General features: G+C 63.2%; 25 protein-coding genes and 1 pseudogene. 16 read left to right on the top strand and 10 right to left on the bottom strand.

From position 1 onward, the window contains the following. The coding region (locus VIR62_RS12030) for a hypothetical protein (RefSeq protein WP_431871585.1) at window positions 1-196 on the top strand (196 nt) is incomplete at its 5' end. A 10-nt stretch (window positions 197-206) separates the two neighbouring features. Here the strand turns inward: VIR62_RS12030 and VIR62_RS12025 are convergent. From VIR62_RS12025 to VIR62_RS12010, 4 genes are read right to left on the bottom strand one after another with little or no spacing between them, the layout of a single operon-like run. After that, window positions 207-962, bottom strand: coding sequence for an HpcH/HpaI aldolase family protein (locus VIR62_RS12025; protein ID WP_431871583.1), 756 nt, complete (start codon window positions 960-962; stop codon window positions 207-209). Then, window positions 959-1,738, bottom strand: a complete 780-nt coding sequence (hpaH, locus tag VIR62_RS12020) for a 2-oxo-hept-4-ene-1,7-dioate hydratase (RefSeq protein ID WP_431871581.1) — start codon at window positions 1,736-1,738, stop codon at window positions 959-961. Before hpaH ends, VIR62_RS12025 begins: the two co-directional genes overlap by 4 nt. Window positions 1,739-1,755: 17 nt before the next feature. After that, on the bottom strand, window positions 1,756-2,643 hold the full coding sequence (locus VIR62_RS12015; protein WP_431871580.1) for a dioxygenase: 888 nt from the start codon (window positions 2,641-2,643) through the stop codon (window positions 1,756-1,758). Beyond that, window positions 2,643-3,953 (bottom strand): Rieske 2Fe-2S domain-containing protein, encoded by a 1,311-nt coding sequence (locus VIR62_RS12010; protein ID WP_431871578.1) that lies wholly within the window; start codon window positions 3,951-3,953, stop codon window positions 2,643-2,645. The genes VIR62_RS12015 and VIR62_RS12010 overlap by 1 nt, the downstream gene beginning before the upstream one ends. A 220-nt stretch (window positions 3,954-4,173) precedes the next feature. On the opposite strand from VIR62_RS12010, the gene VIR62_RS12005 reads away from it, so the two are divergent. The 3 genes from VIR62_RS12005 (at window position 4,174) to VIR62_RS11995 (ending at window position 7,705) form a co-directional block, all read left to right on the top strand. Next, window positions 4,174-5,502 carry a Rieske 2Fe-2S domain-containing protein gene (locus VIR62_RS12005; protein ID WP_431871576.1) on the top strand — a complete coding sequence of 443 codons (1,329 nt, stop codon included), beginning with the start codon at window positions 4,174-4,176 and terminating at the stop codon, window positions 5,500-5,502. Window positions 5,503-5,519: 17 nt separating this feature from the next. Beyond that, complete coding sequence (locus VIR62_RS12000) at window positions 5,520-6,335, top strand: SDR family NAD(P)-dependent oxidoreductase (protein WP_431871574.1); 816 nt, start codon at window positions 5,520-5,522, stop codon at window positions 6,333-6,335. 65 nt (window positions 6,336-6,400) lie between these two features. Continuing rightward, window positions 6,401-7,705, top strand: coding sequence for a Rieske 2Fe-2S domain-containing protein (locus tag VIR62_RS11995; RefSeq protein WP_431871572.1), 1,305 nt, complete (start codon window positions 6,401-6,403; stop codon window positions 7,703-7,705). An 18-nt stretch (window positions 7,706-7,723) separates the two neighbouring features. Here the strand turns inward: VIR62_RS11995 and VIR62_RS11990 are convergent, their stop codons facing one another. Genes VIR62_RS11990 through VIR62_RS11980 form a run of 3 tightly spaced genes read right to left on the bottom strand, consistent with a single transcriptional unit; the run spans window position 7,724 to window position 10,324 of the window. Then, window positions 7,724-8,605 carry an amidohydrolase family protein gene (locus VIR62_RS11990; RefSeq protein ID WP_431871571.1) on the bottom strand — a complete coding sequence of 294 codons (882 nt, stop codon included), beginning with the start codon at window positions 8,603-8,605 and terminating at the stop codon, window positions 7,724-7,726. After that, window positions 8,602-9,657, bottom strand: a complete 1,056-nt coding sequence (locus tag VIR62_RS11985) for a 4-oxalomesaconate tautomerase (protein WP_431871569.1) — start codon at window positions 9,655-9,657, stop codon at window positions 8,602-8,604. Before VIR62_RS11985 ends, VIR62_RS11990 begins: the two co-directional genes overlap by 4 nt. Then, window positions 9,650-10,324, bottom strand: a complete 675-nt coding sequence (locus VIR62_RS11980) for a 4-carboxy-4-hydroxy-2-oxoadipate aldolase/oxaloacetate decarboxylase (protein ID WP_431871567.1) — start codon at window positions 10,322-10,324, stop codon at window positions 9,650-9,652. The genes VIR62_RS11985 and VIR62_RS11980 overlap by 8 nt, the downstream gene beginning before the upstream one ends. Window positions 10,325-10,417: 93 nt before the next feature. Between VIR62_RS11980 and VIR62_RS11975 the strand changes: the two genes are divergently transcribed. From VIR62_RS11975 to VIR62_RS11950, 6 genes are all read left to right on the top strand, one after another. Further along, window positions 10,418-11,563 (top strand): LysR family transcriptional regulator, encoded by a 1,146-nt coding sequence (locus tag VIR62_RS11975; protein WP_431871565.1) that lies wholly within the window; start codon window positions 10,418-10,420, stop codon window positions 11,561-11,563. Between the two features lie 70 nt (window positions 11,564-11,633). Next, window positions 11,634-12,488 carry a DUF1932 domain-containing protein gene (locus VIR62_RS11970; protein ID WP_431871563.1) on the top strand — a complete coding sequence of 285 codons (855 nt, stop codon included), beginning with the start codon at window positions 11,634-11,636 and terminating at the stop codon, window positions 12,486-12,488. After that, complete coding sequence (locus VIR62_RS11965) at window positions 12,485-13,504, top strand: amidohydrolase family protein (protein WP_431871561.1); 1,020 nt, start codon at window positions 12,485-12,487, stop codon at window positions 13,502-13,504. Before VIR62_RS11970 ends, VIR62_RS11965 begins: the two co-directional genes overlap by 4 nt. Further along, the gene (gene ligA / locus VIR62_RS11960; protein ID WP_431871560.1) at window positions 13,501-13,905 is read left to right on the top strand and encodes a protocatechuate 4,5-dioxygenase subunit alpha; all 405 of its coding nucleotides are present in this window, start codon (window positions 13,501-13,503) and stop codon (window positions 13,903-13,905) included. Before VIR62_RS11965 ends, ligA begins: the two co-directional genes overlap by 4 nt. 1 nt (window position 13,906) lies before the next feature. Continuing rightward, window positions 13,907-14,749, top strand: a complete 843-nt coding sequence (locus VIR62_RS11955; RefSeq protein ID WP_431871558.1) for a class III extradiol dioxygenase subunit beta — start codon at window positions 13,907-13,909, stop codon at window positions 14,747-14,749. Continuing rightward, on the top strand, window positions 14,746-15,696 hold the full coding sequence (locus VIR62_RS11950) for a Gfo/Idh/MocA family oxidoreductase (protein WP_431871556.1): 951 nt from the start codon (window positions 14,746-14,748) through the stop codon (window positions 15,694-15,696). Before VIR62_RS11955 ends, VIR62_RS11950 begins: the two co-directional genes overlap by 4 nt. An 85-nt stretch (window positions 15,697-15,781) precedes the next feature. Here the strand turns inward: VIR62_RS11950 and gtdA are convergent, their stop codons facing one another. After that, entirely contained in the window at window positions 15,782-16,852 is a 1,071-nt protein-coding gene (gene gtdA / locus VIR62_RS11945; protein ID WP_431871554.1) for a gentisate 1,2-dioxygenase, read from the bottom strand. Window positions 16,853-17,057: 205 nt separating this feature from the next. Here gtdA and VIR62_RS11940 point away from each other — a divergent pair, with 205 nt between their 5' ends. The 6 genes from VIR62_RS11940 to VIR62_RS11915 all read left to right on the top strand — a co-directional run bounded on the left by VIR62_RS11940 (window position 17,058) and on the right by VIR62_RS11915 (window position 21,295). Beyond that, entirely contained in the window at window positions 17,058-17,867 is an 810-nt protein-coding gene (locus tag VIR62_RS11940; protein WP_431871553.1) for an IclR family transcriptional regulator, read from the top strand. Next, window positions 17,864-18,307, top strand: a complete 444-nt coding sequence (locus VIR62_RS11935; RefSeq protein ID WP_431871551.1) for a GlcG/HbpS family heme-binding protein — start codon at window positions 17,864-17,866, stop codon at window positions 18,305-18,307. The genes VIR62_RS11940 and VIR62_RS11935 overlap by 4 nt, the downstream gene beginning before the upstream one ends. A 201-nt stretch (window positions 18,308-18,508) precedes the next feature. Next, window positions 18,509-18,901 carry a hypothetical protein gene (locus VIR62_RS11930; protein ID WP_431871549.1) on the top strand — a complete coding sequence of 131 codons (393 nt, stop codon included), beginning with the start codon at window positions 18,509-18,511 and terminating at the stop codon, window positions 18,899-18,901. A 111-nt stretch (window positions 18,902-19,012) separates the two neighbouring features. Next, the gene (locus VIR62_RS11925) at window positions 19,013-19,264 is read left to right on the top strand and encodes a helix-turn-helix domain-containing protein (RefSeq protein ID WP_431871547.1); all 252 of its coding nucleotides are present in this window, start codon (window positions 19,013-19,015) and stop codon (window positions 19,262-19,264) included. Further along, window positions 19,264-20,658, top strand: a complete 1,395-nt coding sequence (locus VIR62_RS11920) for a type II toxin-antitoxin system HipA family toxin (RefSeq protein ID WP_431871545.1) — start codon at window positions 19,264-19,266, stop codon at window positions 20,656-20,658. Before VIR62_RS11925 ends, VIR62_RS11920 begins: the two co-directional genes overlap by 1 nt. Before the next feature lie 247 nt (window positions 20,659-20,905). After that, on the top strand, window positions 20,906-21,295 hold the full coding sequence (locus tag VIR62_RS11915) for a type IV toxin-antitoxin system AbiEi family antitoxin domain-containing protein (protein WP_431871543.1): 390 nt from the start codon (window positions 20,906-20,908) through the stop codon (window positions 21,293-21,295). Window positions 21,296-22,093: 798 nt separating this feature from the next. Here the strand turns inward: VIR62_RS11915 and VIR62_RS11910 are convergent. Together VIR62_RS11910 and VIR62_RS11905 are read right to left on the bottom strand one after the other, a co-directional pair. Next, complete coding sequence (locus VIR62_RS11910; protein WP_431871540.1) at window positions 22,094-22,294, bottom strand: hypothetical protein; 201 nt, start codon at window positions 22,292-22,294, stop codon at window positions 22,094-22,096. 363 nt (window positions 22,295-22,657) lie between these two features. Next, window positions 22,658-22,771 (bottom strand): annotated as a pseudogene (locus VIR62_RS11905) (DUF6527 family protein); the annotation flags it as partial. Window positions 22,772-22,910 lie beyond the last annotated feature (139 nt).

Below are 22,910 nucleotides of genomic sequence, written 5' to 3'. Positions count from 1 at the left end.
ACTGTCCCGCCGCGAGCAGGCGATGCGCGGACGTGGCGACAAGGCCTGGAAGCCGCTCGGCCGCAAGCGCGCCGTGTCGCCTGCACTTCGCGCTTACGCCGCCCTCACCACAAACGCGGCGCGTGGCGCCGTCCGAGACGTCGGTCAAGTGGAGCGCGTCGACGCTCCGGTTGAGATCGCGTCCCGTCGGCAATAAGGCTGGCCGCTCAAGCCTTGGCGAGCGCGTCGGCGGCGCGGGCGAGAAGGCCCGCATCGGTCCCCACCGCCACCAATCGGGCGCCGAGTTCCTGGCAATGGCGCGCGAAGGCCGGGTCGGCGGTCAATAGCCCGGCTACCTTGCCCGTCGCGACGATCCGCCGGATGCCCTGTTCGACCCGCTCCTTTACCTCGGTCCGATTGAGCTCACCGACGAAACCCATCCGCGCCGCCAGATCGCCCGGACCAATGAACAGGCCGTCCACTCCGTCGACGGCCGCAATCTCCTCGATCCGGTCAATCGCTGCAGGGGATTCGATCTGCACGATGAGCGCGATGCCGGCGTCGCTCAAGCGCGGATAGTCCGCAACGCGGCCAAAGCGGGTCGCCCGGGTCACGGCCGAAACCCCACGATTGCCGGCGGGAGGATAGCGGATCGATGCAACCGCCGATTTCGCCTGAGCCGCGTCCTGCACATCGGGCACCATGAAATTCAGCGCGCCGAAGTCGAGCAATCGCTTGAACAGGATCGGATCATTGTCGGGAAGCCGCACGACCGGTGCGCTGACATAGCCCGAAACCGCCTGCAATTGCGCGAGCACGGTCAGCGGGTCGTTCGGCGAATGCTCCATATCGATGAGCAACCAATCGAATCCGGCGCCCGCGATCACCTCGATGGCGACCGCGCTGCCCAGGGTTGACCACAAGCCCCGCAGCATCTCAGCCTCGGCGAGGCGGTCCTTAAACGGATTGAATGCCTGGCTCATCCGAAGGCGACCGCGACCGTCCCCAGCGCGCCATAATCGGCAGCGATCGTGTCGCCGGCGGACACGGCGATGGGCCGAGTGAAGGATCCCGAGAGCACGATATGGCCGGCCTCGAGATGCTCTCCTTGCGCCGCGAGCTTATTGGCAAGCCAAGCGACACTCATTGCGGGATGCCCCATGACCGCCGCGGAAACGCCCGACTCCTCGATGACGCCGTTCTTCGACAGGGTCGCACCGATCCAACGAATATCGACATCGAGCGGCCGGACCACCCGTCCCCCGGTGATGAATGCGCCCGCTGCCGCGTTGTCGGCTATCGTGTCGCAGATCGTGCGCGGCACTTCGGTCCGATAGTCGATGATCTCTAGCGCCGGCACAATATAGTCGGTCGCGTCGAGGACCGCGAAGATGGTAGCATTCGGCCCTTTGACGGGACGCCCCAGCATGAAGGCGAGCTCAACTTCTATCCGCGGCTGCAGGAACCGGCCGACCGGCACTGTGGCCCCGTCGAAATAGTGCATGTCGTTGAGGAGATGGCCATAATCGGGTTCGTCGATCTTGGAGGTCATCTGCATCACCCGCGAGGTGAGACCAATCTTGTGGCCGACAATCCGAGCGCCGTTTTCCACTCGCCCTTTCATCCAGCGTCGCTGGATCTCATAGGCATCCTCCAGCCTGATATCCGGAAAGGTCACGCTCAATTGCGCGATCTTCTCGCGCCGCGATTCCGCGCCAGCCAGCGCTGCGGCGCCCGCAGCGAGTTCAGCCTCAATCATGTGTGCCCCTCCTGGGATCAGCGAATGGGTGGGCGCGGCAGCCTTGCCTCACCGGGTTCGATAACGAAAAGGTGATCGAGGCTCCACCAAGGTGCCGACACGCTTGGATCGGTCGGGTGAGGCCCGTCGTGGCGAACATAATCGCCCATCAAGGCACGGGTGACGCCGAACTGGACGTCGGTCTCGATGTACGGATCGCCGGGGAAATAGACCTGCGCGGAGATCGTCTTGTAACCATCCTTGAAGATCAAGGCATGGACATGGGCCGGGCGAAAGGGATGCCGGCCCTGGGCGTGGAGCAGCTGGCCGACGACGCCGGTCGTCGGAATCGGATATCCGGCGGGCAAGATGCTGCGGAACGCAAAGATACCGTCCGCATCGGTCGTGAACTTGCCCCGCAGGTTCATGTCCGCCTGGCTCTCGTCTTCATTCTCATAAAGACCACCCGGCGAGGAGTGCCAGATGTCGATCTCGGCGCCGGCGATGGGTCGACCGGAGGTGTCGACCACCCTTCCCGTCATGAAGAACGGGTCGCCTTCGGTCTCGGTTCGAATGATCGACTCCCCGTTGGCGACAGGGGGAGAATGCATGCGCCAGAATGGACCGAGCAGCGACGCCGACGTCTCGCCTTGGGCATTGTTCATCATGCAGACGAGTTGCGAGAGGCCGAGGGACCCAGCCATCAGGACGACCTCGTTGTGGCGATCGTTGCTCTGCTGGCCGAGTGCCGCGACCAGCGCCGCGCCGCGTTGAAACTCGCTCTCGGTCAGCTTGACCTCGCGTACAAATGCATGGAGGTGCCCAGCCAGGGCGACCAGGATCTCGCGCAGCCGCGGATCGCGGGTGCGCTCCATTACGCTCAACGTCGCCGGAGTGACATCCTCCAGCGTCTCGATGATCGGCATCAGGCCGTCTCCCGCCAGTTCACCTCGGCGATGTCGTGCAAGTCGTAGCCGCGCGCGCCGTCGCGCTGCGGATCGACCGCAACCCCTGGCGGCTCGGTACCGGCATCACCCGCGTCCGCCACGGTCTGAATCGTGCGGTAGAGCTGGCTCACCGCCACGTCTGCCACCGAAAGACGCTCGGCGCTACGGTCGCGCAGTGGGCCGGAGGCGACGGAGACGATGACGTCCTCAGCGATCAGGCCCGGCAGGCCGCTGAAGCTTCGGCCGCTGTGCATGGCGCCGCGATCCTGATGGAAATGGTTGCTCGCGCTCGGGGCGCGTGGATCGGCCGGCGCGCGCACGCCGATCCGATCGAGCGAATCGGGGTCGAGGCCGATGAAGCGCAGATGCGCGCTGCGCATCGGCTCCTCGCCCAGCGGCTGGGTTTCGTTCCAGAAGACATGGAAAAAGATCGAGAGGTCGTCCCGGGCCGGCACCACGATGGTGACCACGTCCCCGTTTGGGTTCACGACCGTAAACGGCGCGACGAAGCTGGTGATGCGCGCCGACTCACGGTCATCGATCTTGCGGATCGCGGCATAGCGAAAGCCGAACTCGGTGGCCTGCGTCTCAAGGGTCGGCGCCTTGTCGAACTGCATCGTGCTGACCTTCTGGGCGTAGTTGAGATCAGATCCCGACGACACGCCCAGGGCGTTGCTGTGCAAGATGCCCAGGTGCGAGGAATCGACCAGGCCTTCGAGGACCTGGACAAAATTGCATCCGATGAAATGGCTGGTCGCGATGATGTTGCCCGCCGGCACGTCGAACCACGGCCAATGGGGAAACGGTGGCTCCTTCCCTTCGGGCCCGAGATAGACCCAGGCGAGCCCGCCTGCCTGGCGGATCGGATAGGAGCGCGCCTTGAAGCGCGTCTTGAAGTTCGGGTCCGCGACGTTCGGCGTTTCGAGCACGGTTCCATCGGCGGCGAACTTCCAGCCGTGATAGATGCAGCGAATTCCGCAGTCTTCGACGCGCCCCAGGACGAGGGAAGCGCCGCGATGCCGGCAATGTTCGTCGAGCATGCCCAGCGTGCCATCACCGGCTCTGAACAGAACGAAGTCCTCGTTGAACAAGGTGACGCGCACGGGATCTCCCCCCGCTTCGGGAAGCTGGTCCGCCACCAGCGCGGGAACCCAATAACGCCGAACCCCCTTGCCGAGTGACGTCTCGGGGCCGGTTCGCGTGATCCTCTCATTCTGTTCGGGGCTGAGCATGGCTGTTATCTTCCCTGGAAGTTGTTCGTTATAGCTATGCTTGATGCCGCCCCGCAAGCGACATGTCGCCTCGACGCGATCCATGCAGGTGGAGGCGTGTCTTCGTAAGGCAATGCCACGACGCCTCTCAGGCAACTTTCCTGTCTCTCCAGAACGATAGGCCTTGATGCACGAGCGCCCTCGTCGTCGGGATTGAACTGGCCGCCTTCGGGAAGACACGCGTTCGGGCTTGACCGACCGTCCCATTGACGTATCTTCCGAGGAAGAAGGAATTCATATGACACCTCAGGAAAACCAGTTTCTCTGCCAGGTCGGACCCAGCACTCCGATGGGCGAAGTGATGCGGCGCTACTGGCTGCCATTCGCGCTCTCAAGCGACCTTCCGCATGCGGATTGCGACCCGATTCGGGTTCGCCATTGCGGCCAGGATCTTGTCGCCTTCCGCGACACCGACGGCAAAGTCGGCCTCCTGGAAGAATATTGCATGCACCGCGGCGTTTCACTGGCGGTGGGGCGGGTCGAGGATCGCGGCATCCGGTGCCTGTATCATGGCTGGAAGTTCGGCGCGGACGGCACGATCCAGGAAACCCCGAATCATTGCGACCCGCGCTTGCGGGCACGGCTGAAGGCGCCCGCCTTCAAGGTGCATGAGGAAGCCGGGCTGCTTTGGGCTTATATGGGGCCGCAGGACGCCATGCCTCCGTTTCGGCGCTTCGCCTTCATGGAGGTACCAGACACCCATCGCACGATCTTCCGAATCTACCAGCCGGCGAATTATCTTCAGTTGGTCGAGCAGGGATCGGACAGCTCGCATGTCGGCATCCTTCATAGCAATGATGCCCGCCCGGGCTGGTTGACAAAGTCCTTCAGCCAGAATCCGGACACGCTCAATCCGGCGGCATTCGCGGTCGAGGACAACGCGCCGGAAATGGAGCTCGAGGACACGAAGTTCGGCTTCCACTATGCCGCCTTCCGCCAGCAGGGCCGCGGCGACGGCAAGATCGACAAATCGCGCGAGATGCACGTGCGGGTCTATCCGTTCCTCATGCCCACGATCCGGTTCATTCCGGCCGCGAAGGTTCTGTTCACGGTCTTCGAAGTTCCGATAGACGACACCAATACCGCAACCTTCATCGTCATTCATGGCGATGCGCCGGCCAATCGGCCGCATCTTCGCAAGATCCTGGGCCTCGACGATGCGCGCTTCTGGTCCGAGGAGGACAATTTCTTCAAGGCCAATTGGTCCAACAAGATGGGCCAGGACCGCGCCAAACTGACGAGCAGCTGGACCGGTTTTCCGGGGGTGGCATATGAGGATGCGGTCATGGGCGTCGCGGCCGGTCCGATCGCCGACCGCACTAAGGAACATCTGGTGACGGCCGATGCTGCGGTCGTCCGGGTGCGCCGATTGCTGATCGAAGCGGCGGAGGCCGTCGCCAAAGGGCGAATGCCGCGCGGCGCCGACTATGCGGATTGCACTCGCCTTGCGGCGCCCGACCAGATGATCGAGCCGGGCGTCCATTGGAAGGAGCTGGTTCCGCAGCATACGCAGGACTCCCCTGCGCCGAGCGCGAAGGCGGACAGCCAGCTCGCCCCGACCAAATGACCATTCCGGAGTAAGAGATGACGCAGGCTGCCGCAGCTCCCGACTATCGTGCATTGCTGTCTCTCGACGACCGCGGATTCATCGTTCTGGGTGCCGGCGACGGCATCGGTGCGCAGATTTCGCATGGCTTGGCGCAGTGCGGCGCCCGCGTCTTCTGCGTCGATATCGTGGAGGACAAGGCGCGCGCGATTGCGGAGGCGGTGGGTGGCCATCATTGCGCTGCGGACGTGACCAGCGCCGCCGGCGTCGCCAAGGTGCTGAAAGCCGCCCAGGTGCAGCTGGGCGTGATACACGGCGTCGTCGATGTCATCGGCGTCGCCCGGATCAAGCCGATCGCGGAATTCGCCGACGAGGAATTCGAATGGCAGCTCGGCATCGTGTTGCGTCATGCGCTCTACGTGCTGCGCGGTGCTTCCCAAGTGATGCCCCAAGGCGGTCCCATCACGTTCGTGGGATCGATGTCCGGCAACCGGGCGGTCGCGAACCAGCTCGTCTATGGGACCTCCAAGGCGGCCCTCCATCATCTCGTGCGCGGCGCTGCAGTCGAGCTTGGTCCCAAGGGCATTCGCGTGAATGCCGTTGCTCCGGGTTTCATCCGCACGCCGCGACTGCTGGAGCTTCTCGACAAGGCGCAATGGGAAGAGATCGACCGGCACGTCCCGATCGGCCGCGCCGCCACGCCGGAGGAGATCGCCGCGACCTTGCTGTTCATGTCGAGCGACCTCGCCGCGCATGTCAACGGCGTGGTGATGCCGGTCGATGGCGGCGTCAGCGTAACCGCCGCCCTGCCCGACCTCGAATTCGGAAAGGTGGCGCGCACGGGCACCGCCTGAGCGACCTTGAGGGCAAGGCATCGAAACGTTTGTACGAGGATTCGAGCTGTTGATGGAGAGGCGTCATGCTCAGTAAAGCCGATAACGAACTGATCTGCCGCGTCGGTCCCGACGCGCCGATGGGCAAGGCGTTCCGCCATTATTGGCTTCCGGTGATGCTCTCGTCCGAGCTGCCCGAGCCCGATAGCGTCCCTTTTCCGGTCGAAGTTTGCGGCGAACGCCTCGTCGTGTTCCGCGACACCAAGGGCGCCCTTGGAGCGCTCGCCGAACATTGCTGCCACCGCGGCGCATCGCTGCTGCTCGGCCGGGTAGAGGAATGCGGAATCCGCTGCATCTATCATGGCTGGAAATTCGCCGTCGACGGTTCCGTGCTCGAGACTCCGAACGTTGCCGACCCGCGGTTTAAAGACCGGTTTCGCGCGCGCGCCTATTCGATCCGCGAGGCGGGTGGCCTGGTCTGGGTCTACCTGGGAGACCCGGCGCAAGCTCCGCCTCTTCCGAACTGGGCTTTCTTCGATGTCCCCGAAAGCCATCGTCTTCCGGTCGTGGCGGTGGTCAACTGCAACTATCTGCAGCTGATGGAAGGCGTGGTCGATTCCTCGCATCTGAGCATCCTGCACACGGTCGGCTTGAAGGCGACCGACGAGGCGGATCTCGATTTCGCGAAGAAGACGAACCACATGCAGTTCGATGCCGCGCCGCGGCTCGAGGCGGAGGAAACCGACTTCGGGTTCCACTATGTTGCCCTGCGGCGCAACGACCGGGGCGCCGAGCCGGTGACCGAAGCCCGGATCGCGCCTTATGTGTCACCGTGCTTCGTGCTCAACCCGAATGGCGATTTGTTCTTCGCGTTCACTCCGATCAACGACGAGCGCGTATTGTTCTTCCACGTGTGGTGGAGCGCGGAAAAGGCGCTTGGGCTAGAGCCGCTTCGCAGCCAGCAACTCTCCTTCGTCGGATTGGACGAGGAAACGCTTGTCCACTTCGGCATGACGCGCGCAACGAGCGTCTCGCCCGACCGGCCGCGACGGGAGAACAACTTCCTGCAGGACAGGGACGCGATGCGCCGAGGCCATTTCACCGGCTTTCCGAACTTCACCCAGGAAGATGCCGCCGTGTCGATGTCCGGTGGGCCGATCCGCGATCGCTCCCGCGAAATGCTGTCGCATGCCGACGTGGCGATCGCCCGACTCTATCGCAGCTTGCTCAAGAGCGCGCAGCGCGCGGCCGCGGGACAGAAGCCGGTCGGCGTCCATGTCGATGCCGCGACGATCAACGGCGCCAGTGGCTCGTTGAAGGATGGCGAAGATTGGCGCGGCCTGATCCCTTATGCCGTTCCCCCGGCAAAGGCGGCCGGGGCGGCGGGCTGATCGCGGCCGACTCTCGGCCTAGAGCCAATAGAGGCGTGTGGGATTGTCGACCAGAAGCCTCTGCTGCAGGTCCTGGGTCACCGCGATGCGCGGAATCATGTCGACGAGGTGACCGTCGTCGGGGATGTTCGCCTCCATGTTCGGATGTGGCCAATCGGTCCCCCACAGCACACGGTCCGGATAGCGTTCAACGATTGGACGGACGACTGCGGCAAAGTCGTCCCACGGATCGCCTACCGCGGAGAGGCGGTCGGGGCAGGTCACCTTGGTCCAGATCTTGGGCTGCTCGTCGAGCAACTGCTTGAAGGCGCTGACCTGCGGACCTTCGGGTCCTTCGCTCATCGACGAGCGTCCCATATGATCGACGACGACGATCGTCGGGATCGCCTCGAGGAACGGCACCATCTCGTCCAGGATGTCCGCCTCGAAATAGACGACGACGTGCCAACCGAGCGGTTCGATCTTCTTGGCCACCTCCAGGAACTTGTCCTTGGGCGCGTCGCCCACCAGGCGCTTCAGGAAATTGAATCGTACGCCGCGAATGCCGCTGGCGTGCAGCGCCTCCAGTTCCGCAACGTTCACGGCAGGATCAACAACGGCGACTCCCCGACAACTGTCGCCCGACCTGGCAATGGCATTGAGGGTCGCGCGGTTGTCAGTGCCGTGGCAGCTTGCCTGAACGACGACGCTTCGCGAGAAGCCGAGCCGGGCGCGCAATGCGAACAGCATATCCGGTCCCGCATCATCGGGCAGATACTTGGCCTTCGGACTGAAGGGGAAGTCCGCCATTGGACCAAAGACGTGGCAATGGGCATCGACCGCTCCCAGCGGCGGAACATAGCGCGGCTTCGACGGATACGGATGCCAGCTGACGACGCGGAGCGGGCCGGCGGCGCTCATCCGAACACGGTCCCATCCATCAGCTTGCGTGCGGTGCGCAGCATGCCTGCCTCAGTGGGTTGTCCATGTTCATCCACCGTCACCACGCATTCCGTGGTCCCGGTCGGATGCTCGACGCCGAGCGACTTGGTGCGGCCCTCCGGCACGCGTGCCAACGCGGCGGCGGGTGAACCCTCGATCAGGCAGGCCGTCGCGACGGTAACCGCACCGAGCACGCCGATCGACGCATGGACCCGGTGCGGAATGAGCGAGCGCACGGCAATCGCGCCACCTTCTCTCGGCGGTGAAACCAGCATCATCTTCGGCACCGACTTTTCGGCGATGTCGCCGAGATTCATGCGCAGGCCGGCCTTCAGGCGGATCGCCTCGATCCTCGCCTTCATCGCGCCATCGGCATCCAGGGTGTCGCGATCCTCATAGCCGGTGATGCCCATGTCCGATGCGGCGATGACGACGCACGGCATGCCGTTGTCGATCATCGTCACCGCCACCCCGTTAATCTCATCGACGCCGTTGCCGGTTGGCAGCAGAGCTCCGCAGGTGGCCCCGGCCGTGTCGCGAAAGGCGAGCGGGATGGGTGCGGCGGTGCCGGGTACCCCGCTTATCTCGGCGTCGCCGGCATAAGTCACGGTGCCGTCCGGGGTCCGCACCGTCGCCACGGCGACCTGCCCGCTATTCTCCATGAAGATCGCCACCCGCGTCTCCTCGCGCGTTGCCACAATCAGTCCGCGCTCGATCGCAAAGGGGCCGACACCGGCGAGCATGTTGCCGCAATTCTGGCTGTCGGTGACGATCGGCTGATCGACGAACAGCTGGAGAAAGAGATAGTCGACATCGACTCCCTCGCGCTCCGATTTCGAAACCAGAGCGACCTTCGAGGTGAGCGGATCCGCCCCGCCCATCCCATCAATCTGGCGCGGGTCGGGCGAGCCCATTGCGCGCAGCAGAAAAGCGTCGCGGGTCGGAATGTCCTCGGGCAGATCCTCTGCCAGGAAGAAGCCGCCCTTCGATGTCCCGGCGCGCATCCACATGCAGCGGATACCCTCAGACATATCTAAGGCCCATCGCCTCCAGGCGCTCACGCATCTCATAGATGTCGAGGCCGAGCTCGCCGGCCGCGAGGCGCTTGCGCTTCGTCTCCTCATTCGCTTCGCGCGCCCGGGCCTTTGCCAGCACCGTGGCTGCCTCCGCGCGCTTCACGACACAGACGCCATCGTCATCTGCCACGATCACGTCGCCAGCCGCGATGGCGGCGCCGGCACAGACGATCGGGACATTCACCGAGCCGAGCGTCGCCTTCACCGTCCCTTGTGCAAAGACGTCCTTCGACCAGACCGGGAACCCCATTTGCGTCAGATCACGCACGTCGCGCACGCCGGCGTCGATCACAAGGCCCCTGCAACCGCGCGCCATCGCCGAGGTGGCCAGCAGGTCACCGAAATAGCCGTCGCTGCACGGGCTGGTCGGGGCCAGCACCAGGACATCGCCGGACTGCAATTGCTCGATGGCGACGTGAAGCATCCAATTGTCGCCGGGCGGCGCCGAGATCGTGACCGCCGAGCCGGCAATCCGAAAGCCGGGACAAATCGGCCGCAGATAGGGCGCGAGCAATCCGGTCCGGCCCTGCGCCTCGTGAACGGTGGCGACACCGCAGGCGGCGAGCCCCTCGATCTCCCCCTGGTCCGCACGCAAAATGTTCTGAACGACGATGCCGGACATGACGCGCCTCCTCGACCATCAGGTGAAAGCGCGGCGCGAGGAGAACAAGTCGAAACTATGCGCGAGCCATAAGTTTTCGCTAAGACAGGAGCGATGGACATATTCTCCCTCAACCTGCGACACTTGCGCGCCGCAGCCGAGATCGAGCGGCTCGGCAGCATCAGCGCCGCCGCGCAGGCGGTCAGCCTCACCCAGCCCGCAGTCACCCAGGCGCTCAGCCGGCTCGAGGGACAGCTCGGTGTGGCTTTGTTCGACCGCCAGCCGATCGGCATGGCACCGACTGGCGCCGCGCAGGTGTTGGCGCCCCGCGTCCGCCGCGCGCTCCACCAGATTGGTTCGCCGCGGGTCACGATGGCCGAGGTGCGCGCGTTCATCGCCCTAGCCGACGCCGGATCATATGTCGGGGCCAGCATCATCACCGGCCTTTCCCAGTCTTCGTTGCATCGCGCGGTTCGAGACCTCTCGGTGGCGCTGCGGCGTAACCTCGTCGAGCGGCGCGGGCGCGGTCTTGCCCTGACCGAGGCCGGGCGCCGCACGGCCCGCGGGTTCCGGCTGGCGCGCGCGGAGCTGGAGGCAGGCCTGTCGGAAGTGGGTCGATTGGAAGGACGTGAGGCGGGTCGGGTAGCGATCGGGGCCATGCCCCTGTCGCGCGCTCGTCTCCTGCCCGGGGCGGTGATGGCCCTGCATCGACAATGGCCCGATGCGACGATCGAGATCGTCGAGGGCTCCCATGCCGAACTGCTTGAACCTTTGCGCGACGGCGCACTCGATCTGATGATCGGCGCATTGCGCGAAGTGGCGCCCGCAGATCTCGTTCAAGCCCCGCTGCTCAAGGACCGGCCGGTGGTGGTCGCGCGCGCCGGCCATCCGCTCGCCGGGCGCGAGCCCACGACAGACGATCTGACGCGCTTCCCATGGGCAATCGCCGCCCGTGGTACGCCATTGCGGCGATTGTGGCTGCGCATGTTCGACGAGGCCGGATTGGCACCCCCGCCGGTCCCGGTGGAATGCGGATCGGTAATGACCATCCGCCAGATCCTGATGGAGAGCGATTTCCTGACCCTGTTGGCCGTCGATCAGATTGCCGTGGAACTCGAGGCCGGCTGGCTGGTGCGGCTTTGCGATGCCCCCGCGCAAATGATGCGAACGATCGGATTCACGACCCGCGCCGACTGGCGTCCGACGGCCTTGCAGCGCGCGATGCTGGGCCTTCTGGAGGAGCAGGCGAGCGTCGAATAATTCGCCAAAACTTATATCATGTCCGGCTTTCCGATTTGGCACCGGCATGACCTGCGGATAGCCCGATCCGATGCAGCGATTGTCCCTGATCGGCTTCGGCGAGGCCGCACGCACTTTTGCACGGGCGGCGCGATGGGAAGGGCCGGTCCGCGTCTTCGACATCAAGACGAGCGAGGCGGCGACCCGCTATGCCAAGCTTATCGAATATCGCGCGCTTCGCCTTCGCGGCTGCGAGACATCGAGTGAGGCCGTGCGCCGGGCCCGGGTCATCCTGAGCCTCGTCACTGCCGACCAGGCGAGTGTCGTGGGCCTGGAAGCAGCCAGCGCGATCGAAGAAGGTGCCCTCTATCTTGACATGAATTCGGTTGCCCCCGGGACGAAGCGCATGACCGCGGCGAAGATCGATGGCGCGGGCGGCCGCTATGTCGATGTCGCCATCATGGCGCCCGTGTCCCCGCAGGCGCTTGGCGTACCTTTGCTCCTGGCCGGGCCACATGCCCCGGCGGGCGGCGACGCGCTTGCCGCGGCGGGCTTCACGAACATCGATGTCGCGGGCGCGCGGATTGGCGATGCATCGGCGGTCAAGATGATCCGGTCGGTGATCGTGAAGGGGATCGAGGCATTGACCGCCGAAGCCATGATCGCGGCTGAGCGTGCGGGCGTGACGAAGACGGTGCTGGCCTCCCTGGGTGGCGAATGGCCGGCGCAGGCGGACTATAATCTCGAGCGTATGCTGGTCCATGGCCTGCGCCGGGCCGCCGAGATGGAAGAGGTCGCGATCACACTCGATGATCTCGGGGTAGAGCCGTTGATGACGCGCGGGACGATCACGCGGCAGCGGGCCCTGGGCGGGCTTGGCATTCCCTCGCCGGCCGGCCTTGCCGTCAAGCTGGCTGAAATTGAAGGAGCGCGCGGGACGGCATGATCATCGACTGCCATGGTCACTACACGACAGCGCCCGCGGCGCATGGCGACTGGCGCGAGGCGCAAAAGGCCGCGCAGCCAGTCGGGCAAGCGCCACCGATTTATCCTGCCATTTCGGACGACGAGATTCGCCGGACGCTGGAGCCGAACCAGATCCGGATGATCCGCGAGCGCGGCGCCGACATGACCATCTTTAGCCCGCGCGCCTCGGCGATGGCGCATCATGTCGGCGACGAGACGATGTCGAAGGCCTGGGCCCGCGCCAACAACGACCTGATCGCGCGCTGCGTTCGCCTTTATCCGGACATTTTCGCCGGGGTGTGCATGCTGCCGCAAAACCCGCGGGCCGACCTGCGCGGGTCGATCGCCGAGCTTGAGCGCTGCGTCACCGAGCTTGGATTTATCGGCTGCAATCTCAATCCCGATCCGGGCGGCGGCCACTTCACCAGTCCCCCGCTCACCGATCGCTTCTGGTATCCGTTCTATGAGAAGATGGTCGAGCTCGACGTGCCGGCGATGATCCATGTCTCAGGGTCGTGCAATCCGGGGCTGCACGCGACCGGCGCCTTCTATATCGCCGCCGATACGATCGCGTTCATGCAATTGATCGAGGGCGACCTGTTCGCCGACTTCCCGACCTTGCGCTTCATCATTCCCCATGGCGGAGGCGCCGTTCCCTATCATTGGGGGCGTTATCGCGGGCTGGCCGACATGTTGAAGCAGCCAGCGCTGGACGGGCACGTCATGAACAACGTCTATTTCGACACCTGCGTCTATCACCAGCCCGGCATCGACCTTCTCGCCGAGGTGATCGATGCCAAGAATATCCTGTTCGGTTCCGAGATGGTCGGCGCCGTGCGCGGCATCGACCCGACCACGGGCCATCATTTCGACGACACCAAGCGCTATATCGATGCGCTGCCGCTCAGTGACGCGGACCGCCACGCAATTTTCGAGGGCAATGCCCGGCGCGTCTTCCCGCGGCTCGATGCGAAGTTGAAGGAAAGAGGCCTGTGAAGCAGGACATCCACGAATATCTGGCCGAGCTCGACGACATACCCGGCACACGGGTCTTCACCGCGAAGCGCGCGCGACAGGGCTATTGGCTCAACCAGATGTGCATGACCTTGATGAAGCCCGAAAACCGGGCGGCATTCAAGGGGGACGAGCGTGCCTATCTGGACCGATTTCAGATGACCGAGGCGCAAAAGGAGGCCGTGCTGAAGCGCGACTATAACGCTGCGCTGGACGAGGGCGGCAACATCTACTTTCTCGCCAAGGTCTTCTTCACGGATGAGATCAGCTACCAGCAGGCGGTCGGCACCATGACCGGCATGAGCCAAGCCGACTATGCGGCGATGATGCTGGCCGGTGGCCGTTCGCCCGAGGGCCAGCGATCGATTAAGGGAAAATATTGAAATGGCACGGATCACTGCGGGCGTGGCGACCAGCCACGTGCCGGCCGTCGGTGCGGCGCTCGACAATGGCAAAAGCCACGAGCCCTATTGGGCGCCTCTCTTCGCCGGCTATCAATGGACGAAGGATTGGGAAGAGACGCAGCAGCCCGATGTCGTCATCCTAGTCTACAACGACCATGCGTCGGCTTTCGACATGAACATCATTCCGACCTTCGCGATTGGCTGTGCGGAGGAATTCGGCATTGCAGACGAAGGCTGGGGACCGCGACCGGTGCCGATCGTGAAGGGTCATGCCGAACTCGCCTGGCATATCGCGCAGAGCTGCATTCTCGACGAGTTCGACATGACCATCCTCAACCGGCTCGAGGTCGACCACGGGCTGACCGTCCCGTTGAGCCTGATGTTCGGTCAGCCCGGCCAATGGCCGGTGCGCGTGGTGCCGATTGCGGTCAACGTTGTCACCTATCCTCCGCCCTCGGGCAATCGCTGCTGGCTCCTGGGCGAAGCGATCGCGCGCGCCGTCGAAAGCTTCCCGGAGGATCTCAATGTGCAGATCTGGGGGACGGGCGGCATGAGCCACCAGCTCCAAGGCCCGCGTGCGGGGCTGATCAACAAACCCTGGGACATGAAGTTCCTCGACGACCTGACCCGCGACGCGGAGGGGCTGCGCACCAAGCCGCACATCGAATATCTGCGCGAGGCGGGCTCGGAAGGTATCGAGCTGGTGATGTGGCTGATCATGCGCGGCGCGCTCGGGCGCGGCGCGCGCGAGCTGCATCGCCATTACCACGTCCCCGGCAGCAACACCGCCATCGGCCACATCGTCTTGGAGCCTGCAGCATGAAGATCGTTCTCGCCGGTGCCGGCGCCTTCGGTGAAAAGCATCTCGATGCTCTCGCCAGGATCGAGGGCGTGGAAGTGGTCAGCCTGGTCGGCCGGACACTGGATCAAACCCAAACGGTGGCCTCCAAATATGGAATTTCCCACGCCACTACGGAACTTGGCGAGAGCCTGGCTCTCGACGGGGTAGAGGCGGTCATCCTTGCGACGCCGACACAGCTCCATGCCCCCCAGGCGGTCCAGTGCCTGGAGGCGGGAAAGCATGTCCAGGTCGAGATCCCGCTTGCCGACAGCCTTGCGGACGCGGAAGCCGTCGTGGCCAGGCAAAGCGAGACCGGTCTGGTCGCGATGTGCGGGCACACCCGCCGGTTCAACCCGTCGCACCAATATCTCCATCGCAAGATCCGCGCTGGCGAGCTCAACGTCCAGCAGATGGACGTCGAGACGTATTTCTTCCGACGCGAGAACATCAACGCCAAGGGGGAGTCGCGATCCTGGACCGACCATCTGCTGTGGCATCATGCCGCGCACACGGTGGACCTGTTCGCCTATCAGGCGGGACCGATCGTTGCCGCTCATGCAATCGAGGGACCCCATCATCCCGAGCTCGGCATCGCGATGGACATGTCCATTCAACTGAAAAGCGAGAGCGGTGCGATCTGCACCCTCTCATTGTCCTTCAACAATGACGGCCCGCTCGGAACCTTCTTCCGCTACATCTGCGACAACGGCACCTGGATCGCGCGCTACGACGATCTGGTTACGGGCAAGGAAGAGCCGGTGGATGTCAGCAAGGTCGACGTTTCGTTGAACGGAATCGAGCTGCAGGACCGCGAATTCGTTTCCGCCATACGCCAGCGCCGGGAGCCCAATGCCAGCGTCGCGCAGGTTCTGCCCTGCTACCGGGTGCTCGATGCTCTGGAAAGGCAGCTTGCGGGATCGAACGGCTAGCCTCGGCGGTCAGCGCCGATCGATCCTAGGCGAACAGGCAGATGTCCAACATTCGCGCTCCGTCCGCCTCCCGCGATCTTCAACCTTATGCCTGACCTCGCACTTCGCGGAAGAGATCCAGCTTCTCCTGCACGATGCGATCGGAGAAGCTGAAGATGGTGCTGTCCTCGGCCGCCGAGAGCGTGAACGGCGCCCAGCTCGGCACCACGAAGATGTCCTTCGGCGCAAACGAGAAGCGCTCCCCGGCGATTGTCACCGATCCCGACCCTTCGACCACCGCGAAGACGGTGCCCGAGGTGGAGCGATAGGTCTGGGTTTCATACCCTTTCGGGAACAGCTGCATTGACGTGCTGATCGTCGGCATCGCCGAGCCCCCGGTCACCGGATTGATATAGTTCAGCTTGTAGGCATGGCAGGCATCCGGATCCCCCAGCCGTCTGAGCTGCTCAAGGCTGTCGCGCGCGGCCCTATAGGGATAGCTGAAGAGCGGCGATATCTGCGAGCGCCGATCATAGCCTTCAGGCAACATGTTGCTTCCGGCAATCGCTTGGGTCGAGCCGGTGGGTCGATTGGTCGGGAATATCTTGTCGGGATAACTCTCGCGAAAGCTCGCGCCGAGCAGGTTGACAATGTGCATGTCGAGCCCGTCGATCCACACCATCGGGCCGTCGGATTCGTTGCCATGGTCGTGCCAGGTCCAGGACGGGGTGATGACAAAATCCCCGGGGAGCATGTTTGTACGCTCACCGTCGATCGCGGTGTAGGCGTCGCGTCCTTCGACGATGAACCGCAGGGCCGACGCGACATGGCGGTGCGCCGGCGCGACTTCGCCCGGCAGAATGGTCTGAAGTCCGCAGAACAGGCTTTGCGTAATGCGCGACTGGCCGGGCAGGCCGGGATTCTCGAGGACCAGCACGCGACGTTCAGACTCCTCCGTCGAGATCAGCGTGCAGGTTTCCATCAAGAACGGCCGTACATCTTCGTAGCGCCAACGCGCCGGCACCGCGCCATGTTTGGGCTCGGCAGTGACGAGGCCGTGCAGGACCCGCCAGAGCGGCGCGAGATTCTGGGCTCGGGCGCGGTCGTAAAATTCGAACCGCCCTTTCTCGGCCTCGCGATCGACGGTTTCGACTAAGCCATCGTCGTGCAGGCCCATCGCTCTTCCTCCTCATAAAACTTGTTCACATATAGAAAATAGTTCACATACATGTCCATACCGCACGAGGCGAGAATCGCCTGAACGAATTGATCCACGGTCGAGCAGTTGGTAATGGCGCCGCGACGCGTCGATCAGGAGCTTGGATTGCGAATGAGCGCCCTCCTGGGATTCGATCCCTCCGAGAATGCTGCCGAGATCGAATATGGCCGCTGAAAATCCGGTCAAGTCGGCCGACAGAGTTCTCAACCTGCTCGAATTGCTGGCATTCACACCGACTGCGCAATCCTTCACCGAGCTTTCCCAAGCGCTTGCAATCCCGAAGAGCAGCCTATTCCAGCTGCTCAAGAACCTGCTCAACCGCGGATATGTCCGGCAGGACGAGGACACGGGTCGATATCTCCTCGGCGACAAGGTGCGCGAACTCGTGACGAAACGGGGACCACGGCCGCTGGAGGAGGTGGTTGCCCCACACCTCGAGGCGGCCTGCCGCGATCTCAACGAAACCTGCGCTTTCTACCAACGCGTCGGTGACCAAGCTCAGGTGATCGCCACTCGCAGTGGCGGCCAGGCCCTCGGCTATTCGATGCGCCTTGGCGATCGCGCGCCCCTGTTCGTCGTCTCTGCCGGCCGGGCGATACTGGCGGCCGGGCCGGATCGGGTCCGGGACGCATATCTTCGCAACCTCACGCCCGTCGCATTCACCGATCGCACGACCACCGACATCGAGGACATTCGACGCCTAATCGAACGCGCGGCATCGACCGGATTCGCCTATTCGCTCGAGGAGTTCACCAAGGGCGTGGTCGGAATTGCGCGCGCCGTCGCGCTCGATGGCAAGGTCGTTGGCGCAGTCAATTTCGCCATTCCGGCAGTGCGCTTCGACAAGGACCTGGACCTGAAGGCTCAGCGCGTCCTGACCGCAACAGCCGAGAATGTGCAGCGTGTCTTCGCAAATGATGTCGGGCTCCCCTTGGACGACGCGGCCACCCAGTCCGTCCGGCATGCCGGATGAGCCGGCCACCACTTTCCCTGCAGAAGGCGCTCGACATGGTCCTTGCGGCCGAAACCGACGCCCAAACGCGCGGGCTCAAGCCCGTGTCCATCGTCGCGCTGGCGGCGGATGGGACAGTGATAGCGTCCGTTTCGCAAAACGGCGCGTCGGCATTTCGGTTCGAAGTCGCGCGGGCAAAGGCGCACGGCGCTCTGCAGATGGGCCGACATTCCCGCGAGCTCGAGGCCATGGCGACAGAGCGCCCGGCGCTCGTCTCCAGCCTTCTCCAAGTGGAGGGCGCCCGCATCGTTCTCGCCGCCGGCGGCGTCCTGATCTCCAACGGGCGAGAGTTGATCGGGGCGATTGGCGTTTCAGGCGACACGTCCGACAATGATGAGGCCTGTGCTCTTACTGCGATCGACCAGGTTGGCCTGTTCGTCTTCGGTCGGCGCCTCAATTAGCAGTGATGTGGGGGCGAGGGCTTGGCTCAGCGCGGAGGCTGTTTCAGTTGGTCGTTTATGATCGAAAGAATCATCCAGCAGCGTCCACGGTGGGTCGCCAAAAGAGCGGCTGGAAACGGTTCGAGTCGGCCAGCTTGCCGGGACTGCATCTAGATTAAGATACTGCTTTCAAATACTTATTTTTGCCGTTAGATTCCGCCCGTGGATTACCATTACAGCCTTCGTGTCAGCGATCCGAAGAGCCGCTGGGATCATGGCGCCTATAGCGCGCTCGCGACGTTCAGCTTCAGCGACGACCTGATCCGGCCGGAGAACAGCAAATATCTGAAAGTCAGCGTCACGCTGAGCGCGCGCGCAGGAATGTTGGAAGAGCAACCGGGGCTCGGGACGTTATCCTTGGGAACGCTCTCGGTCGGCGGCGACGAGTTCTCCGCTTATGTGTTCGTGCCGGCGAAACGCCTGGCGGAGATCGCGACCTTCGCGCAGTCCGGGAAGGTCCAGATCGTCCACCTCGTCGGCACCAAGCTCCGCTACCGATCCGGTCTGGTTTGCAATATAGCCCGCCACACATCCTTGGAAGAGGAGGAGTGGTGACCTTTATGCGCTTCAGCGTATAGATTAGATTTATACGCTACAGCGGATATTTGTGGAATATACTCTACACCGTATATTGCTTTCCTATACGACCTAGCGTATAGACAGGCTATGATGGATCTGGCTCGCACCCCAAAGCAACTCGGCAATCTCGTGCGCCGCGCTCGAAAGCAAATGGGCCTCAGCCAAGGTGAGCTGAGCGATAAGGCAGGTTTGCGCCAAGCGACCATTTCGGAGATTGAGGCGGGTAATGCCGGCGCAAAGCTCGACAGCATCCTCAAGGTTCTGGCGACCTTGAAGCTCGAATTGCGGATCGTGCCGCGCTCCAAAGGAGCGGCTTCGGACATTGAGGACCTATTCTGATGGCGAGGCGGAAACGCCATCCGCCTCTCCGGGTGCTCCTCAACAATCGGCTCGTTGGTCACCTTCGGAAGGCTCCCAGCGGAGCAATTGAGTTCCAGTACGATGAGGCCTGGCTCGGCTGGTCGCATGCTTTCCCAGCCTCCCTATCACTGCCCCTCCGCGAGGACCCCTATCGTGGAGCGGAAGTCGGGGCCGTGTTCGACAACCTACTGCCGGACTCGGACGCCCTGCGCGAACGGGTTGCCGAGAAGGTTGGCGCCGAAGGGGCCGATGCCTACAGCCTCCTCACCGCCATCGGCCGTGACTGCGTCGGGGCACTGCAATTCCTGACAGCCGACGATGATGATCACTATCACCATCCTGCAGTCGATACCGGCGGCGACGACGACGACGACGGCGGCGGCGACGACGCCGACAGTGGCGATCGCGCACGCCATGGCGACATCACCGTCGACGGCGAGGCGCTGGACGAGGCGGCGATTGAGAAGCTGCTGAAGGGCCTCGCGCAGGCCCCGTTGGGCCTCACCCGCGAAGACGAGTTCCGCATTTCGGTCGCCGGCGGCCAGGAGAAAACCGCGCTGCTCTGGCTCAACGGTCGCTGGTTCAAGCCACATGGTACGACGCCGACCACACACATCTTCAAGACGCCTATCGGGCAACTGCCGAACGGGATTGACCTCTCCCACAGCGTCGAGAACGAATATTACTGCCTGAAGCTCGCGGCCGCCTTCGGCCTTCCGGTGAATGATGCCGAGATCCATACCGTCGGCGAGACCAAGGCCCTTGTGATCGAGCGGTTCGACCGCCGCTGGACCCGGGACGGTCGCCTTATCCGCTTGCCCCAGGAGGACTTCTGTCAGGCGTTATCGGTGCCACCCACGCGCAAATACCAGAGCGATGGGGGACCAAACCTGGTCCAGATTCTGGACCTCCTAAAAGGGAGCGATACTCCCGCCGAGGACCAGGCAACCGTCTTCAAGGCGCAGATCCTGTTCTGGCTCATCGGTGCCACGGACGGCCATGCCAAGAACTTCAGTATCTTCCTTGGCCCCGGCGGCACCTACCGCCTGACGCCGCTCTACGATGTGCTGACCGCCCAGCCGAGCCTCGACGCCGGCCAGATCGAACGCAATCAATTCCGGCTGGCCATGTCGATCGGGAAGAACCGGCATTACTGTATTCACGAGGGCCTTGGCCGTCATTTCGTGCAGACCGGCGAAGCGGCGGGCCTGCCGAAGAAGCTGATCAAGGACGCGATTGATGCCATGATTGATACCGCAGCGACCGCTGTCTCCTCAGTTGAACAATCATTGCCGACGGATTTCCCTGGCATGATCCCCGAGTCCGTCTCGGGTGCTTTGGCAGAGCGGGTAAAGGGACTATCCGCACTTTGATCAGCCCCTACGGATCGCTCAAGAACGGCGCGCCTACGTACGCGGCGAACATTGGAGCGAGCGTGTGCGGATGATGCAATCTGGTCGGACCATCTCGACGGCCTCAAGGATGGCGGCAAGGTCCTGACGCCGAACTTTGCGTCGGTGATGGCTCGTTGTTGAACGTCGGCTTTTGGATTGAGCCCAGCACAAACTGTTGTCAGCGGGCAGATCGGGTCATTGTTGTTTCATAGAACATTGCGCAGGGGTGGAATGGCGGCGCTTCGAACTTGGAACCGGCCGCCTCGGTGGGAATGCTCCAGAACCGACCAGAACACACGCTTGGGACTATTTTCTCCGGATCGCGGGGGAAGAGCGAGCGATAATCGAGCTGCTTGACGAGATACTCGCCAATGTCGGCTTCGACCATGCCGACGAGATCTTCCAGGGCTTGTCCAATTTGCGGCCCCGGCTTGTCACTCGCTTGCTCGAAGACTGCCAGAGCGTCCGGGCGAAACGGCTTTTCCTCTTCTATGCGGATCGGCATGCACATGCCTGGGCCAAACTCGACAACGAGATTAGACAGCAGCGCCAGCAAATGCTCGCCAGACCGGACCTTTCTCCCGGACAGCGACCTTGCGGGCGAGACGTGGTCTAAGTCGGTTGCCGCGATACTGCTGGAGATCGCCGTGGACTATGAAGCGCGAGCGAGACGCGCGGGGCCGGTGATCGACGGCGAGCGGTATCCTAACATCATCAAGCCAAGAGCTGAGCGATAACCGCTTTCCTACACGCGCCTTCTTGTGCTCCCATCGTGGCATGCCCTTCCCCGATGACGACGAACCGGAGTGGAATCAAGCCGGCCTAGCCATCGAGTTCTGGGTTCTGACGGCGATCGTCGGCGGCGCCCTCGTTTACGGGGCCGCTCGAGCCCTCGTCTCACTACTGGGTTTGTAAACTACATATTCCCGAGAGTGCATATTCCCATCTGTGGAAGTGAGGGCAATGAGACGTTTCGAGTGCCCTCAAGAGCGCTCAGACCTCTAAGCTGACTGAAGACGAGTGGGGAAACATGGAAATCGAATGAGCTTCTGTGGGAAGCGAAAATCGGCAGTTGGGATACGTTCGCTCAGTTCTACTCCCCCGATCTCCCCGTCGGTGCGGGGGCCGAGGTCCATGTTGGCGATCCCGGCCGCGCGCTCGCGAAAGCCATGCGACATATTCACGGGCGATGATCATTGGTCGGAAGCGGCAAGGCGGGACGACGTGCATGGAGTGGTGTTTGGCCACGAGTAGCAAGAGAAGGCTGGATGAGGTGACGCGGTTTCTTGAGAATTGAGCTACAACGTCTTCTTGGCGCCGGAGCACGCGCGCATATTCTAGCGTGTGCTACCCATGCGTGGCTTTTGAGGAATTATCGCGCATCTGATATGCGTGATAATTCCTGCCTACGGCGTCACGATATGGGATTTACGCGCATCTCAAATGCGAGACAATTCCCATGCCCAACCATTTTGTAGATCAATCCATCGACGCTAAGCGCGCGCATCTCAGGGCGCAGGACGGGTCGCTCGTCAACTTGGTTCGAGGCGTCTATGTCGATGCTGACGACGATATCGAGGCGACCATTCTCGGTCATGCGGTTCGCATTGTCCATTATCTATACCCTAACGCCTATCTCTCGTCAGCGAGCGCCTTTCTTCCGGGTGCGACGGCGGATGGACGCCTATTCCTGAGCGGCCGTCGCAACCAGCGCACACGGCTACGGTCGCTCGAGATCATCCAGAACGAAGCTCCGAAACAACCGTGGGTTTCCAGGTGCCGCCGGTCGCGCTCGTCCCCATGCCTGACGAGATGCAGCCAGCGCTTCTCGTAGAACGGTTCGACATCCGGCAGGACGAAGACGACCAACGAAATGTTCGCGCTTGAGGATTTTTGCTCGATCCTCGGCCTGCTGGCCATCGCCAAATATGATGGCTCGATCGAGCGGATGGGGGAGGGTTAAGGCCGCTTGTCTCCAGATCGACGGAAAGACCGTCGCCCGACCGGACAGGCTCCCCAGCGACCATCTCGGTCGCCTCTCTCCCATGAAGCGAAGGTGGATCGTCTCGCCGCAGCCGCATGGGCAGAGCATGAAGCCAAAGGCCGGGCTGTGGGCGTGCCGGGTGACGTAGAGGCGGCGGGTTGCCGAACTCAGAATCACGGGCACAAAGACACCCAACCGCTGCACCAACTGCTAGTGACGGTATATTCGACGGTATAATCCGCTGACG

This window comes from Allosphingosinicella sp. (genome assembly GCF_036570505.1).
Lineage (GTDB): Bacteria > Pseudomonadota > Alphaproteobacteria > Sphingomonadales > Sphingomonadaceae > Allosphingosinicella.
This window is presented reverse-complemented; position numbering and strand designations above follow the sequence as displayed.